The sequence below is a fragment of the Cupriavidus sp. C2SS-8b genome (assembly GCF_057073745.1).
Genome location: NZ_CP172716.1, coordinates 2,773,062 through 2,787,529, shown reverse-complemented (window position 1 = coordinate 2,787,529; position 14,468 = coordinate 2,773,062). Strand labels below are relative to the sequence as shown.

Annotated in this window: 16 protein-coding genes, 1 other RNA gene and 1 riboswitch; of the genes, 7 read left to right on the top strand and 10 right to left on the bottom strand. The window is 67.9% G+C overall.

Annotated features, from left to right (window positions below; genetic code table 11):
- Positions 1 to 8 precede the first annotated feature (8 nt).
- The 6 genes from ACIGJB_RS12905 to ACIGJB_RS12880 form a co-directional block, all read right to left on the bottom strand.
- Complete coding sequence (locus ACIGJB_RS12905; protein ID WP_483730184.1) at positions 9 to 701, bottom strand: SIMPL domain-containing protein; 693 nt, start codon at positions 699 to 701, stop codon at positions 9 to 11.
- An 80-nt stretch (positions 702 to 781) separates the two neighbouring features.
- Positions 782 to 1,594 (bottom strand): sulfite exporter TauE/SafE family protein, encoded by an 813-nt coding sequence (locus ACIGJB_RS12900; protein ID WP_483730183.1) that lies wholly within the window; start codon positions 1,592 to 1,594, stop codon positions 782 to 784.
- A gap of 73 nt (positions 1,595 to 1,667) precedes the next feature.
- Complete coding sequence (locus ACIGJB_RS12895) at positions 1,668 to 2,171, bottom strand: EVE domain-containing protein (protein WP_483730182.1); 504 nt, start codon at positions 2,169 to 2,171, stop codon at positions 1,668 to 1,670.
- Between the two features lie 104 nt (positions 2,172 to 2,275).
- Positions 2,276 to 2,493: non-coding RNA, 6S RNA (gene ssrS, locus ACIGJB_RS12890), on the bottom strand.
- A gap of 269 nt (positions 2,494 to 2,762) precedes the next feature.
- The gene (locus ACIGJB_RS12885) at positions 2,763 to 3,104 is read right to left on the bottom strand and encodes a cell division protein ZapA (RefSeq protein WP_483709058.1); all 342 of its coding nucleotides are present in this window, start codon (positions 3,102 to 3,104) and stop codon (positions 2,763 to 2,765) included.
- Entirely contained in the window at positions 3,101 to 3,427 is a 327-nt protein-coding gene (locus tag ACIGJB_RS12880) for a hypothetical protein (RefSeq protein WP_483730181.1), read from the bottom strand. The genes ACIGJB_RS12885 and ACIGJB_RS12880 overlap by 4 nt, the downstream gene beginning before the upstream one ends.
- A gap of 199 nt (positions 3,428 to 3,626) precedes the next feature.
- Positions 3,627 to 3,879: riboswitch (cobalamin riboswitch) on the top strand.
- A gap of 73 nt (positions 3,880 to 3,952) precedes the next feature.
- Between ACIGJB_RS12880 and ACIGJB_RS12875 the strand changes: the two genes are divergently transcribed.
- From ACIGJB_RS12875 to ACIGJB_RS12845, 7 genes are read left to right on the top strand one after another with little or no spacing between them, the layout of a single operon-like run.
- Positions 3,953 to 5,869, top strand: a complete 1,917-nt coding sequence (locus ACIGJB_RS12875; protein ID WP_483730180.1) for a TonB-dependent receptor domain-containing protein — start codon at positions 3,953 to 3,955, stop codon at positions 5,867 to 5,869.
- A gap of 18 nt (positions 5,870 to 5,887) precedes the next feature.
- Complete coding sequence (locus ACIGJB_RS12870; protein ID WP_483730179.1) at positions 5,888 to 6,895, top strand: FecCD family ABC transporter permease; 1,008 nt, start codon at positions 5,888 to 5,890, stop codon at positions 6,893 to 6,895.
- A complete protein-coding gene (locus tag ACIGJB_RS12865) occupies positions 6,892 to 7,728 on the top strand; it encodes an ABC transporter ATP-binding protein (protein ID WP_483730178.1) in 837 nt (278 codons plus the stop codon). The genes ACIGJB_RS12870 and ACIGJB_RS12865 overlap by 4 nt, the downstream gene beginning before the upstream one ends.
- Entirely contained in the window at positions 7,725 to 8,366 is a 642-nt protein-coding gene (cobO, locus tag ACIGJB_RS12860) for a cob(I)yrinic acid a,c-diamide adenosyltransferase (RefSeq protein WP_483730177.1), read from the top strand. The genes ACIGJB_RS12865 and cobO overlap by 4 nt, the downstream gene beginning before the upstream one ends.
- A 55-nt stretch (positions 8,367 to 8,421) precedes the next feature.
- The gene (gene cobT / locus ACIGJB_RS12855; RefSeq protein ID WP_483730176.1) at positions 8,422 to 9,462 is read left to right on the top strand and encodes a nicotinate-nucleotide--dimethylbenzimidazole phosphoribosyltransferase; all 1,041 of its coding nucleotides are present in this window, start codon (positions 8,422 to 8,424) and stop codon (positions 9,460 to 9,462) included.
- Between the two features lie 9 nt (positions 9,463 to 9,471).
- The gene (locus tag ACIGJB_RS12850) at positions 9,472 to 10,248 is read left to right on the top strand and encodes an adenosylcobinamide-GDP ribazoletransferase (RefSeq protein ID WP_483730175.1); all 777 of its coding nucleotides are present in this window, start codon (positions 9,472 to 9,474) and stop codon (positions 10,246 to 10,248) included.
- On the top strand, positions 10,233 to 10,823 hold the full coding sequence (locus tag ACIGJB_RS12845) for a histidine phosphatase family protein (RefSeq protein WP_483730174.1): 591 nt from the start codon (positions 10,233 to 10,235) through the stop codon (positions 10,821 to 10,823). The genes ACIGJB_RS12850 and ACIGJB_RS12845 overlap by 16 nt, the downstream gene beginning before the upstream one ends.
- Here ACIGJB_RS12845 and ACIGJB_RS12840 read toward each other — a convergent pair whose 3' ends face one another.
- From ACIGJB_RS12840 to cobU, 4 genes are read right to left on the bottom strand one after another with little or no spacing between them, the layout of a single operon-like run.
- Positions 10,824 to 11,738 carry a cobalamin-binding protein gene (locus ACIGJB_RS12840; protein WP_483730173.1) on the bottom strand — a complete coding sequence of 305 codons (915 nt, stop codon included), beginning with the start codon at positions 11,736 to 11,738 and terminating at the stop codon, positions 10,824 to 10,826.
- 34 nt (positions 11,739 to 11,772) lie between these two features.
- Positions 11,773 to 12,795 carry a threonine-phosphate decarboxylase CobD gene (cobD, locus tag ACIGJB_RS12835; RefSeq protein WP_483730172.1) on the bottom strand — a complete coding sequence of 341 codons (1,023 nt, stop codon included), beginning with the start codon at positions 12,793 to 12,795 and terminating at the stop codon, positions 11,773 to 11,775.
- A complete protein-coding gene (gene cbiB / locus ACIGJB_RS12830) occupies positions 12,792 to 13,772 on the bottom strand; it encodes an adenosylcobinamide-phosphate synthase CbiB (RefSeq protein ID WP_483730171.1) in 981 nt (326 codons plus the stop codon). The genes cobD and cbiB overlap by 4 nt, the downstream gene beginning before the upstream one ends.
- The gene (gene cobU / locus ACIGJB_RS12825) at positions 13,769 to 14,428 is read right to left on the bottom strand and encodes a bifunctional adenosylcobinamide kinase/adenosylcobinamide-phosphate guanylyltransferase (RefSeq protein ID WP_483730170.1); all 660 of its coding nucleotides are present in this window, start codon (positions 14,426 to 14,428) and stop codon (positions 13,769 to 13,771) included. Before cobU ends, cbiB begins: the two co-directional genes overlap by 4 nt.
- Positions 14,429 to 14,468 lie beyond the last annotated feature (40 nt).

Here is a 14,468-nt window from a genome sequence, read left to right as displayed (position 1 = left end):
AATAAGGCTTACTTCAGCATCTGCACCGACCCATTCACCGACACGGTGACCTGCGTCTTGCCGCCTTCGACGGGTACCGGCGCCGCGGCGTCGGACATCATGGCCTTGGCGGCGCCGTACATGCGCGGCATCGGCGGCACCACGCCGCTCTCATTCACATTCACTTCGCGGATCGTATAGCTGCTGAATCCGAACAGCTTCGAGGCGGACTGCGCCTTCTCGCGGAAGGCGCCCACGGCCTGTTCGGTCAGCTTGCCTTCGGCGGCCAGGCGCGCTTCGCGCGACAGCGAGAACGCAATGCCCTGCACCTGCATCTGGTTGGCCAGCTCGCCGGCCAGCTTCGATACGGCCGCAAAATCGCGCGATTGCAGGATGACTTCCGAACGGCCGCGCCAGGTGGTGATACGGCCATTGCGGTCGGTACTCGGGCGGATCGTGAAGCCACCCGACTCGGCCTGCACGCCAGGCGTGCGCTTGGCCTGGTTGATGACGGCCTGCGTGCGGGTCGAGAGCTGCGACGAGATCGCGCCCGGCTCCGCGCCTTCCTGCTCCGCGGCCAGCGTCAGGTGCACGACGTCGGTCGGGACTTCGGTCACGGCCTGCGCGGAGAGAGACAGCACGCCGGCCGGTGGCGGCACGGTCTGCGCGGAGGCGGCCAGCGCCGTGGCGCCGAGCAGGGTCGCTGCAAGCAGTTGCTTCATTCTTCTTCTCCCAGTCAAAGTGATGGGTATGAGACGCAAACGCCCCGCAATCGTTCCGCGCACTCGCACGGATGGATGCGTCAGAATGCCTTCCAGGCCTTCCAGAACATATAGCTGGCCAGGCAGAGCAGCAGGATCGCGAACGCTTTCCTCAACTGCGCCACGTCCATGCGATGAGCGGTACGGGCGCCCAGCGGCGCGGTCAGCACGCTGGCGACGGCAATGCCGACCAGCGCCGGCAGGTAGATATAGCCGAGCGAGCCGGTCGGCAGGCCCGGCTGCTGCCAGCCGCTCCAGATGTAGCCGATCACGCTGGCTACCGCAATCGGGAAACCCAGCGCGGCCGAGGTGGCCACTGCATTGTGGATTGGCACATTGCACCAGGTCATGAACGGCACGGAGACAAAGGCACCACCCGCGCCGACCAGGCTCGACAGGAAGCCGATCACCGATCCAGCGCCCACCATGCCCGGCACGCCGGGCAACTGGCGGCTGGGCTCGGGGCGCCGGCTGCGCAGCATCTGCAGCGCCGAAAAGCCGACGAAGCAGGCGAATGCCAGCGACAGCCAGCTAGTCTTGAGCGCGGCGAACACCTTGCCGCCGCCGATCATGCCGCCCAGCAGGATGCCGGGCGCCAGCGCCAGCACGATCGGCCAGCGCACCGCGCCGCGCTTGTGATGGGCGCGTACCGACGACAGCGAAGTGAACAGGATGGTGCCCATCGACGTGGCGATGGCCATATGCACGATGGCCTCGCCGGTAAAGCCGAGGCTCGTGAACAGCAGCGTCAGGAAAGGCACCATCATCATGCCGCCGCCCACGCCGAGCAGGCCGGCGCAAAAACCGGTAAAGGCGCCCAGCGCGAGCAGGGCGGGAATCAGGGCAAGGCTCATAGGAAAGGAAACGAGGAAAACGCCGCGTCGCTTGTGGTTGTACTTGTGATCGCGTCCACCGCGCGGGCGCGGCTCAGCCCATCAGCCGCGTGGTGATGAAGCGCCATTCGGCCGGCGTGACCGGCGTGATCGACAGCCGGTTGCCACGCCTTAGGACGACCATATCGGCGAGTTCTTCGTGCGCGCGCAGTTCGGCCAGCGGGATCAGTGCGCTCTTGCGCACGAACTTCACGTCGACGAGCTGCCAGCGCGGCTCATCCGGCTTGGACGCGGCATCGTAATAATCGCTCTTGCGATCGAACTGGGTGGGGTCAGGGTAGGGCTGCGAGCAGACCTCGGCGAGGCCCGCGATACCAGGCTCGGGGCACGACGAGTGATAGAACAGCACGCCGTCGCCGATGCGCATGACGTCGCGCATGAAATTGCGCGCCTGGTAGTTGCGCACGCCGGTCCACGGCAATGTCCCTTCTTTTGCAAGGGTATCGATGCTGGCCTCGTCCGGTTCGGACTTCATCAGCCAGTATTGGCGGGCACGTGCGGGCGCTTTTTCTGTGCGGCTGTTTTCTGCGCGGCTCATGGCAGTCGGGGATGCGGGCGTTTTGGAACACACGCTGCACGCGCGACGCGGCAGCGCCCGGCAAGAAAAAAGGCGGTGGTCTGTGAAAACCACCGCCTTTTTAAGGGGTCCCCGCCTCGGCCGTTGGGTCGGCATCCTGAACCCTGTTGAGGTTCAGAGTGGCTGCGGAAGTCGTATTTCGGGTACATCACCCATTCAGGGAGTCCAAGCCAGGCCCAGACTATGAAGGTAGCGACGCGCTCGCCCATACGACATGATCCCGCACCATGCGATGCATATCGGTTCAAGGAGTCTATGACCCTAGCGAACCAGGCAGGGAAACTGTCAAACGTCTGACGCTCCGGACATCCCGACGTGACCAGAAATTCGGACTCGCGGGCGGGATGTCAGACGTTTGCCGTTTCTAACTAGGATGGGATGAGAACGGCGGTCAGGCGCGATAACCCGACCCTTATGCTGCACGTCTGTGGTGCCTCGTGCAGTCTGGCTACACTATACACCTCGATGTGTTGCATACCAAGTCCACCTGACCGCCTCGTTACACTTTGCCCGACAGCGCACATCCAGCGCACATGTGCCCGCGGGCCGCGCTCAGCCAGGCTGTGCCTGCGTGCCTGTGCCAACGTGCGCGTACTGGCGCAGCGCTTCGTCGGCACGCTCGTTGAGTTCGCGAATGCGCGCGCGGATGGCATCGACGGGGATCGCGCCATCCGACTGCTGCTTGCGCTGCAGGGCCAGCAGGTCGGACGCGATGCTGATCGCCGCCATCACCGCCACGCGCTCCACGCCCTTGGCCGAGGCGTTGTTGCGCAGCTTGTTCATCTGCGTGTCCACCAGCGCCACGGCGTCCAGCAGCGCGGCTTCGTTCTCGGGGGCGATCGCGAAGCGGTAGGGCTGGCCGGCGATGTTCACTTCGACTTGCTTGTTGCTCATGCGTGTTCTCCGGAGGCCTTGTGCGCGGCGCGTTCCTGGGCCGATGACCCGGCCTCTTCGCCGAGCAGGTCGAGCTGGCGCGAGTCGCCCGCGGTGGGGAGCTTGTCGAGGATGGACTGGATGCGCAGTTGCGCTTCCTCGATCTTGATATTGAGCAGTTCGCGATCGGCGGCCATGGCTTCGCGCTCGCCGCGCAACTGTGCGGCCTCGCTTTCCAGGCGTGCGATTTCGTCGCGCAGCCGCTGGTTCTCTGCCGCCAGGGTGTCCGCGTGATGGAGCACGCGTCCGATCTTGGCGGCCAGCTGTTCGAGTTCGTTAAGCATAGGGCCTGTCATGGTGAAAGGTGTCAGGTGTATCGGGATTCTAGCCGAAGCGCCGTCGCGCACAATGGATGGCAAGGCGGGTGTGACTGTCATGGCGCGTGGAAGTTGCGCGCTTCTGCGCCGAAATCCCGGTTTATGCGCCATTTGCGTGCCGGCAAGTGCGGTCCGAATCTACATTGACTCGGTTAGGGAAACTGCCTACACTGCCGCTCGTTCCAGGTGCTCGCCATCTTGCGCAAGGCAAGTGGCAGTTCAACGGGAAACAGGGAGCCGCGACCGACAGACAGCTCGGCCAGGCCAACCTGTGCTGCCCCCGCAACGGTAAGCGGCCGCGATGCCTGTCCACACACGGCATCGCAGGGCTGGCCCATCGCCACTGAACCACAAGCGTTCGGGAAGGCGGCCAGCCTGGCGTCGCCAGCCCGGATACCGGCCTGAACGCGGGCTGCCGCCCCTGCGCGGCACGCCTCATCGCCATCTGGCCCGCGGGGGAACGGGTCTGGCTGTCCTATCCATTCCTGCATCATGCGTTCATCGCTTTACAGGTCGAACCGTCCGGCGCTGCCGACGGTGCGTCCGTCCGTGGCTGCCGTACTGGCTGCCCTGTCTTCCCTTATCCTGAATCCCGCCGTGGCACAGACCGCCGAGACGCCTGCAGCGTCCCAGCCTGCCGCCGGCGCGGCGCCCGCGCAACTTGCGCCCGTGGTGGTCACGTCGACCCGCACGGCGCAGCCGCTCACCGAGGCCCTGCCGCACACCACGGTCGTGACGCAGGAAGACATCGTCAATTCGCAGGCGCCGGACCTGCGCACGCTGTTGCGCAACCAGGCCGGCGTAGAGCTGACCGCCAACGGCGGCATGGGCTCGAACACTTCGCTGTTCATGCGCGGCGCCAATTCCAACCAGACGCTGATCCTGATCGACGGCGTGCGCGTGTCGTCCGTGAGCAGCGGCACGGCTCAGCTGGCCAACATCCTGCCCGACCAGATCGACCATATCGAAGTGGTACGCGGCAACGTGTCGGCGCTTTATGGCTCGGACGCAATCGGCGGCGTGGTGCAGATCTTCACCAAGAGCGGTGCGGGCCAGGCGCCGGCGGCGAACGCGCAGGTCGAATACGGCAGCAACAACACGCGCCAGGGCACGGTCGGCTATGGCGGCCAGATCGGCGACACCTCGTTCAACGTGACCGGCTCCGCGTTCAAGACCGACGGCTTCTCGTCGATCAACACGAAGCAGGCGCCGCGCGCCAACCCAAACGACAACCCGTACGAGAACCAGAGCGTGTCGGCGCAGGTGAAGCACCGCTTCACGACCGACTGGGATGCGGGCCTGGCCGGCTACTACTCGAAGAGCAAGCTGTCATACGACAACAACTTCGGCCGGCCCACCGACGACAACCGTTCCAACAGCGATCTCTACACCGTGTCGGCCTTCGTCAACGGCAAGGTGCTGCCGGACTGGGCCACGCATTTCAAGCTGGCGCAGAGCGAGGATCGCAGCGAGAACTTCCTGAATGGCGCGAACAACGGCACCTTCAACACGCGCAACCGCCAGTTCAACTGGCAGAACGAGTACGCACTGGCGGCGACGCACACGCTGCTGTTCGGCACCGATTACCTGCAGCAGGAACTGGATTCCAACGCGTACAACGCGCCCTCGCGCAATGTTTTCTCGGTATTCGGCGGCTATGACGGGCGCATCGGCAAGCACCAGCTGCAGCTCAACGGCCGCAACGACCATTACTCGGACTTCGGCAACCAGGCCAGCTTCTTCGCGGGCTACGGCTATAACGTGACCGAGGCGTTCAAGCTGATTGCCAACCTCAGCAATGCCTTTCGTGCGCCGACCTTCAACGAGCTCTACTATCCCGGCTTCGGCAACCCGAACCTGAACCCCGAGCGCGCCAAGTCGGGCGAAGTCGGCGTGCAGTACAACACTGCCGCGGCGGGCCTGCTGCGCGTGACGGCCTTTGAAACGCGCTACAACGACCTGATCGTCACCGTGGCGCAGCCGAACGGCATGTTCCTGCCCAGCAACGTCAACAAGGCGAAGGTGCAAGGCCTGGAGGCCTCCTGGCGCGCGACGCTGTGGAATACTGACGTGGGGGCCAGCGTAACGTTCCAGAACCCGGTCGACGAGCAGACCAACACCCAGCTCGTGCGCCGCGCGCGCCGCCATGCCGCGTTCGACGTGGGCCGCAACTTCGGCAACTGGCGTTTCGGTGGAGAGTGGCTGCTGTCGTCGTCGCGCCTGGACGCCGGCTCGCGCACGCTGGGCGGATACGGTATCGTCAACCTCAACGCGCGCTACAACATCGACAAGCAATGGTTCGTTGCCGCCCGGGTGGAAAACCTCTTCGACAAGAACTACCAGCTCGCCTTCCCGTACAACACGCAGGGCAGGGCGGGCTACATCACGCTGGGCTGGCGCCAGAAATGACGGGCCGCGTGGCGCGCGATGTCTGAGTTCCGGCGCGCCCTCGCGGTATGGCTCGCGCTTGCGGCGGCGGCAACGGCGGTGTTCCTGCTGTCGCTGGCGCTGGGCAGCGTGCGTCTGGACGGCGGCCAGCTCTGGCAGGCACTGAGCGGCGCCGACACGGGCACCGCCGGTGCCATCGTGCGCGAGCTGCGCCTGCCGCGCGCCGCGGCCGCATTCGCATGCGGTGGCCTGCTGGCCCTGTCAGGTGCGCTGATGCAGGTGCTGCTGCGCAACCCGCTGGCCGAGCCCTATGTGCTTGGCGTATCGGGCGGCGCCGCTACTGGCGCGCTCGGGGCGATGCTGCTGATGCTGCCGCTGTGGGCCGTGCAGGCTGGGGCCGCGAGTGGCGCGCTGCTGTCGATGGTGCTGGTTGCCACGCTGGCGCGGCGCGACCTGCTGCATCCGCAGGTGCAGGGCGGCCACCATGAGGCCGGCGCGCGCCTGCTGCTCACTGGTGTGATCCTGGCTTCGGGCTGGGGTGCGCTGATTACACTGATCCTTGCCATCGCGCCCGAAGCGCGGCTGCGCGGCATGCTGTTCTGGCTCACGGGCGACCTCGGCGGAACAGCGGAATACAGTGCCGCGCTCGCCATGCTCGTTGTCGCCGTGCTGCTGGCCATGCCGATGGCGCGCTCGCTCAATGTGATGCTGCTCGGCGAAACCGTGGCGCAATCGCTCGGCGTGCGCGTGGGACGCGTGCGGCTGGCCACCTTCGTGCTCGCTTCGCTGTCGATTGCCGTGGCGATCACGACCGCCGGTTCGATCGGCTTTGTCGGCCTGGTGGTGCCGCATCTGGTGCGCCTCGCCTGGGGCAACGACCAGCGCCTGCTGCTGCCGGCCTCGGCGCTGCTGGGCGGTGCGCTGCTGATGGCCGCCGACCTGATCGCCCGCACCGTGATCGCGCCCGCGCAGTTGCCGGTGGGCGTCATCACCGCGCTGCTGGGCGTGCCGACCTTCCTCTACCTGCTGCTGCGGAGGCCGCGATGACATCATGGTCCGAACCCGCGGCCGCCTGTCCGACGCTTTCGCTCCACGAAGTCAGCCTGCGCACCGGCACGCGCGTGCTGCTGGAGCGCTTGTCGCTCGAGATCGCCCCGGGCCAGCTCTGGTGCGTGGCCGGTCCCAACGGCGTCGGCAAGTCCACGCTGATGGCGGTGCTGTCCGGCCTGCGCCGCGCGGATGCCGGCGGCGCCAGCCTGGACGGTACGCCGCTTGAGCGCCTGTCGCCGGCCGCGCTGGCCCGCCAGCGTGCTTACCTGCCGCAGGCGCTGCACGACACGTTCTCGATGTCGGTCATGGATGCGGTGCGCGTCGGCCGCCATCCCCACCTGTCCGGCTGGGGCTGGACCGGCCGGGACGACGATGCCGTGGTGCGCGCCACCATCCATGCGATGGATCTCGACACGCTGTCCGCGCGCGACGTCCTGACGCTGTCAGGCGGCGAACGCCAGCGCGCCGCCCTCGCCGCCGTGCTGGCCCAGCAGGCGCCGCTGCTGCTGCTCGATGAACCGGTATCGCACCTGGACCTGCGCCACCAGATCATGGTGCTCGAAGCGCTGGCGGCGCTGGCACGCGCCGGCCGCCACGCCATCGTCGTGATCCTGCATGACCTGAACCTGGCCCGCCGCTACGCCACCCATGCGCTGCTGATGGCCGAAGACGGCACCGCGCTGCATGGCCCGGCGCAACAGGTGCTGACCCCCGAACAATGCTCGCGCGCGCTGCGCACGCCGATCGTCAGCGTGACGGACGGCGTGCACACCGCGCTGATTCCAGATCGAGTGCCCCGCCCGGCGGGGGCACCGCACGACGAACCATGAACGATAACCCCACAGAACAAGACAACAGTCAGGACGACGCTGGCCGCGATGCGCGCCACAAGGCACGCATGGTCCGCAAGAAGGAAGTGATCGACGCCAAGATCGCCGCCGCGCAGGACGAGCGCGGCGTGATCGTCATTACCACCGGCAACGGCAAGGGCAAGTCCAGCTCGGGCTTCGGTATGGTGGTGCGCGCGCTCGGCCATGGCATGCGGGCCGGCGTTGTGCAGTTCATCAAAGGCGCGCAGGCCACCGGCGAAGAAATGTTCCTGCGCCGCTTTCCCGACGAGTGCGCTTTCCACGTGATGGGCGAAGGCTATACCTGGGACACGCAGGACCGCGCGCGCGACGTGGCCAAGGCCGAAGCAGCCTGGGAGGTGGCGCGCGGCATGCTGCGCGACCCGTCGATCGGGCTCGTGCTGCTCGATGAACTCAACATTGCGCTCAAGCTGCACTATCTTGATGTGGAGCAGGTCGTCGCCGACCTGCGTGCGCGCCCGCCGATGCAGCACGTCGTCATCACGGGCCGCGGGGCGCCGCCGGCACTGGTGGACGCGGCCGACACCGTGACCGACATGGTGCCGGTCAAGCACGCGTTCCAGCAAGGCATCAAGGCGCAGCGCGGCGTGGAGATGTAGCGGTACACTGCGGCCGGTTGGTTTTTACACGTATCACTCGAGTTCATTGCGCATCATGCTGTTCCCGGAAATCGCCCCTCTCGACGACGCGCTGCGTCCGGCCCTGCGGGCCGCCATCGACGACAAGACCAAGCCGCTCGGCGCGCTTGGCCGCCTGGAAGACCTTGCCATGCAGATCGGCCTGATCTGCGGAACTACGCAGCCGGCGCTGAAACGCCCCACCGTGATCGTCTTCGCGGGCGACCACGGCGTGGCTGATGCCGGCGTAAGCGCCTATCCCGCCGAAGTCACCGCCCAGATGGTGCTGAATTTCCTCAAGGGCGGTGCGGCCATCAATGTGTTCTCGCGCCTGCACGGCATCGCGCTCGAAGTCGTCGATGCCGGCGTGCGCGTGCCGTTGCCTGCTTCTCCGGGACTGGTCAACTGCCGCATCGCCGATGGCACGCAGAACTTCGCCGAGACGCGCGCCATGAGCGCGGAGCAGGCCAGCGCGGCGATGATGGCCGGCATGGCGCGCGTGCTGCGCGCCGCGCAGCAGGGCTGCAACGTGATCGGCTTCGGCGAGATGGGCATTGCCAACACTTCGTCGGCGGCCTGCCTGATGAGCCGGCTCACGGGCTTGCCGCTGGCCGACTGCATCGGCCGCGGCACGGGGCTCGACGACGACGGCCTCGCGCGCAAGCGTGAAGTACTCGAACGCGCGCTGGCGCTGCACGCGGACGCGGAGGAACCGCTCGACGTGCTGGCCGCGTTCGGCGGCTTCGAGATCGCAATGATGGCCGGTGCCTTCCTCGCCGCCGCGGCAAGCCGCATGGTGATCCTGGTGGATGGCTTCATTGCGTCGGCCGCGCTGCTGGTGGCGCATTCCATCGATGCCCGCGTGCTGCAGTACTGCGTGTTCTCGCACTGCTCGCACGAGCGCGGCCACCGCGCACTGCTCGATCATTTCAAGGCCGAGCCGCTGCTGGCGCTGGACCTGCGCCTGGGCGAGGGCACCGGTGCGGCGCTGGCCTGGCCGCTGGTGACATCCGCCGCGGCGTTCCTGAACGAGATGGCTACGTTCAGCGGTGCCGGTGTCAGCGGCGCCTCGGCCTGATCGCGCCGCATGGCCGACGAACTGCGCTTCTTCCTGACCGCGCTGGGTTACTTCACGCGGGTGCCGTTGCCGTCGCCGCTGGCGCGCTGGGTCGGCTACGAGCCGCGCTACTTGAACGCGGCCGCGCGTTACTTTCCGCTCGTGGGACTGATGGTCGGCGGCGTGGCGGCCTTGGTGACGTGGGGCGCGCTGCAGTGGTGGCCGCCGGGCGTGGCGGTGCTGCTGGGCATGGCGGCCACCTTGCTGCTGACCGGCGCCTTCCATGAAGACGGGCTGGCCGATTGCGTGGATGCCTTCGGTGGCGCGTGGCGGCGCGAGGACGTGCTGCGCATCATGCACGATTCGCGCATCGGCGCGTTCGGTGCCATCGCGCTGGTGGTGGCGCTGCTGCTCAAGTGGCAACTGCTCGTGGCCATCGGGGCGCGCAGCGAGCTGGCCGACTTGCTGCTGGTACTGATCACCGCGCATGGCGCCAGCCGTGCCATGGCCGTGAGCTACCTGGCTACGCTGGACTATGTGCGCGACGAAGGCAAGGCCAAGCCCGTGGCGCAGCGGCCTGGCTCGGCGGGGCTGGCTTTTGCGCTGCTGTGCGGCGCAGCGCCGCTGCTGCTCGTGTCGCCAGCCTTCGCAGGCGTCGCGATTGTCGCGCTGGCAATCCTGCGCTTCGTGCTGGGCCGCTACTTCGTGGGCCGCATCGGCGGCTACACGGGCGACTGCCTCGGCATGGCCCAGCAACTGGCCGAACAGCTGATCTACCTTGTGGCCGCGGCATGGACGTGGTCCTGATCCGCCACGCGCGGCCCGACGTAGGCTCCGGCATTTGCTATGGCCGCACGGACCTGTGCCTGGCTACGCCAGTCACGCCGGCCCCGGCCGCCATCATTGCGGCACTGCCGACACCGCATCGCGTGCTGACCAGTCCGCTGCTGCGCGCTGCGGACACGGCCCGGCTGCTGCTGCAGGCCTTGCCTTCGCATTCGCTGGAGCCCGAATGCGAACCGCGGCTTGCCGAGATCGACTTCGGCGCCTGGGAAGGCCGCGCGTGGGACGACATCCCACGCAGCGAACTCGATGCGCTGGCGCATGACCTGCTCGATGCCTGCCCGCACGGCGGCGAAACGGCGACGCAGGCCCTGGCGCGCGTATCCGGCTGGGCGACTGCGCTGGCACAGCAGGCTCCGCCCGAAGCGTGCCTGTGGGTCGTTGGCCATGCCGGTCCGATGCGCATGCTGGCCTCGCACTGGCTCGGCTTGCCGCTGGCGACAACGCTGGGTTGGGAGCTGGGCTTCGGCGCGAGCTGCCTGTTCCGTCTGGGCAACGGCATGCCGCAGCTCGCGTGGTGGAACCGCAGCGCTGTCTGATCAGCGCGCGGGCCGTCGGCTGCGCGCCATGTCGAGGTCCTTGCAGATCTCCTCGGCGCCTTGAACCACGCGCGGGCCAGCACGGCTGACGAGGTCGCCATTGATCGTGAACAGGTTGCCGCGTGCGACCGCGGTGACCTGCTTCCATTTCTCCCACATCGCAAAGTCCGCCAGCGGCCGGTCCGATTGCGTGGCGCCTGTGCCTGCGGTCAGCATGACTTCCGGATTGCCGGCCACCACGGCCTCCACGGACACGGTAGGCACAAGAGGAGACTCGGCGGCAAACAGGTTGCGGCCGCCGCACAGCGCCAGCACGTCGCTCATCAGATGCTGGCCGTTCAGCGTCATCAGCGGCTGCTGCCAGACCTGGTAGAACACCGTGACGGGCGGCTTGCTCGCATAGGTCTTGCGCAGCGTTGCGACGCGCTGGCGGAAGTCATCCGCCGCGCGGCGGGCCACGGCTTCGGTGCCCAGCAGGGTGCCGAGCTTTTCGACATTTTCGGGAATGGCATCGAGCCGGCGCGGCTCGCTGTAGAACAGTGGCAGGCCCAGCGAGCGCAGGCGGTCGGTCTGCTTCTGCGCATTGCCGTGCCGCCACACCACGATCAGGTCGGGCTTGAGCGCGGCAATGCGTTCGAGGTCCAGCGCCTTGTTGTCGCCCACGCGCGGGATATCGCGCGCCTGCGGCGGGTAATCGCTGTAGTGCACGGTGCCGACGATGCGCTCGCCGCCGCCCGCGGCGTAGATCAGTTCGGTCACGTGCGGTGCGAGCGATACCACGCGTCGCGCGGGCTGGGCGAGGGTGACAGTCTGGCCGGCGTCGTCGACGACGGAAATGGCTGCCATGGCCGGCGCGGCAGCGCAGAACCATGCGGCGGCAACGAGGCAGCGGACAAAGGCGATTCGATCAGGCATCGGCTTGATGAGGGAGAGTTCGCGGTGGTGGCGTTCAGCGGTGCAGCACAGCAGCCAGCGCGGCTTCCAGATGCTGCCACGCGTGCGGCGTATCGGGCGGCAGGCCGAGTCGCAGGCCCGGTGGGCAGTCTCCGGCGGCATCGAAGCGGCGAGTCCAGACACCTTGCCGGGCCAGCGCATCGTGCAGGCGGGCTGCGTCTTCACGGGGCACCCAGCAGAACAGCGGTTGCATCACCGGCTGCAAGCCGCAGCGGCGCAGCAATGCCGACAGGCGCTCGCCCGATGCGGCAAGCGTGTCGCGGTTGGCAGCCTGCCAGCCGGTGTCGGCCAGCGCAGCGCGCGCGATCACGCGCGCCGGCCCCGACACGGTCCAATGGCCAAGGCGTTCATCGAGCGCCTCGAGCAATGCGCGTTCGCCGAGCACGAAGCCGCAGCGGACGCCGGCCAGCCCGTAGAACTTGCCTAGCGAGCGCAGCACCACCAGTCCTGGTGTGCTGCTGTGAGCCGCGATGGAGTGTCCCGGCGTGCAGTCGATGAAGGCTTCGTCGACGATCAGGGTGCCGCCTCGCCGGGCGAGGGAGGCGTGCCAGTTCAGCAGCGTTTGCGGCGGCAGCAGCCGGCCGGTCGGATTGTTCGGGTTGACCACGACAAGGTGGTCCAGGCCATCCGCCAGCGAAGGCTTTGCGAAGTCCGATTCGCCGAGCAGCACGACGTCATGGCCAGCGGCGGCAAACGCGGGCGCGTACTCGCTGTATCCGAGCGCGGCGACGCCGACGGGGCCGCGTTCCAGCAGTTGCGGCAGCGTGCGGATCGCCGCCTGCGAACCGGCAACCGGCAATGCGTATTGCGCGCCGAATGCTTGCGCGGCGTTTTCCGCGAGGCCATCGTCATCCTCGGGCAGGCGCTGCCATGCGCTGGCCGGAATCGGAGGAACGGGATAGCTGGTCGGATTGATGCCGGTGGAAAGATCCAGCCATTCAGCGGCAGGACGTCCATAGCGGCGCACGGCAGCCTGGAGGTCGCCGCCGTGGCGGATGGGGGGCAAGGCGGGTCTCATATCGCCAGCGGTGTGGAAAACGCGTACAGGGCCGCGGCGCTCGCGAGGGGCAGCGCAAGCCACAGCCACAACGTGCGCCGCACCAGCCGCAGGCAGGCCAGCACATGGGTGGCGTCGGGGCGGGCACCGGTGCCCAGCGGCGGACGTGCCTCGAGTTCCCCGTGGTAGCGGGCCGGACCACCCAGCGCCACGCCAACCGCGCCGGCGCCGGCGGCCATTACCGGGCCGGCGTTCGGGCTGGACCAGGCCGGCGCCTGCGTCCGCCAGCAGCGCAGAGCCTGTGCGGTGGCGCCGAGCAAGGCGTATGACAGCGCCGTCAGCCGCGCCGGCGCGAGGTTGAGCGCATCATCCAGCCGTGCGGCAGCCCAGCCGAAATACCGCAGGCGCGGCGTGCGGTAGCCCCACATCGCATCGAGCGTGTTGGCCAGCCGGAACGCGACCACCGCGGGCGCACCGCCCACGAGGAACCAGAACAGCGCGCCGAAGATGGCATCGTTGCCGTTCTCCAGCGCAGATTCGCACGCGGCGCGTGCCAGCGCTTCGCTGTCGGCATCGGCCGTATCGCGCGACACGATGCGAGCGGTCAGCGCGCGCGCCGCGTCAAGGTCGGCGCGTGCCAGCGCCGCGGCGATCGGGGCGATGTGCAGATGCAGGCTGCGCGCGCCCAACGCGGCGTAGAGCGCCACGACGTGCACGATCCAGCCGAGCCACGGATGCCAGCCCGTTGCGACATCGACCAGCAGCGAGACCAGCGCCGTTGGCACCAGCACCATTAGCGACCATGCGGCAAGCCCGGCCAGTCGCTGGCGCCAGGCAGGCGTCGTTTGCGGAGAACGGTTGAAGCGGCGTTCCACGGCATTGGCGAGACGACCGAAGCCGACCAGCGGATGCCAGCGTCTCGGCTCGCCCAGCCATTGGTCCAGCAGCACGCCGGCCAGCGCCGCGGCCGCGCATGCCGGCCAGGACAACATGATCATGCCGGGTCGGCGCCCTTGACGGGAACAGGAATGCCGGCAACCAGCAGCCGCACGCAATCGGCGGCCGCGGCCAGCTTCTGGTTCAGGCGGCCCAGCTCATCGACGTAGAAGCGGGTGATGGCGCCCATCGGCACCACGCCGAAGCCGATCTCGTTCGAGACCAGGATCACATGGCCGGGCAGCGTGGGCAGGGCGTTGAGCAGCGCTTCGATTTCTTCGGCGAAGATGTCCGGCGGGGTGATCACGCCATGCTCGGGATACGCGCGGTCCTTCGGGAACAGCAGGTTGTTGAGCCACAGTGTGACGCAGTCCACCAGGATGCAGCCGTCATGGCGCGCATGCGCGTAGAGCGCATCGGCCAGTCGCACCGGCTCTTCGATCAGGTGCCAGTCGGCCGGGCGGCGGGCGCGGTGCAGCGCGATGCGCAGCTCCAGTTCCTCGTCGGTCTGGTCGGGGTCCTGGCGCGCGGTGGCAATGTAGGTGACCGGCCCGCCCTTGATGGTGGCGTGGTCGGTCGCCAGTTGCTCGGCGTAGTGGCTCTTGCCCGAGCGGGCGCCGCCGAGCACCAGCGTGAGCTGGCGCGGGCCATGGCCGTTCGCGGCCCGGCGGGGCTCCGCGGCCGTGGCGGTCGCGGTATCGGTGGCCGGTGTTTCCATCCGCGTATTGTAGCGGTCGCATCCGGTCGTCGCACGGACC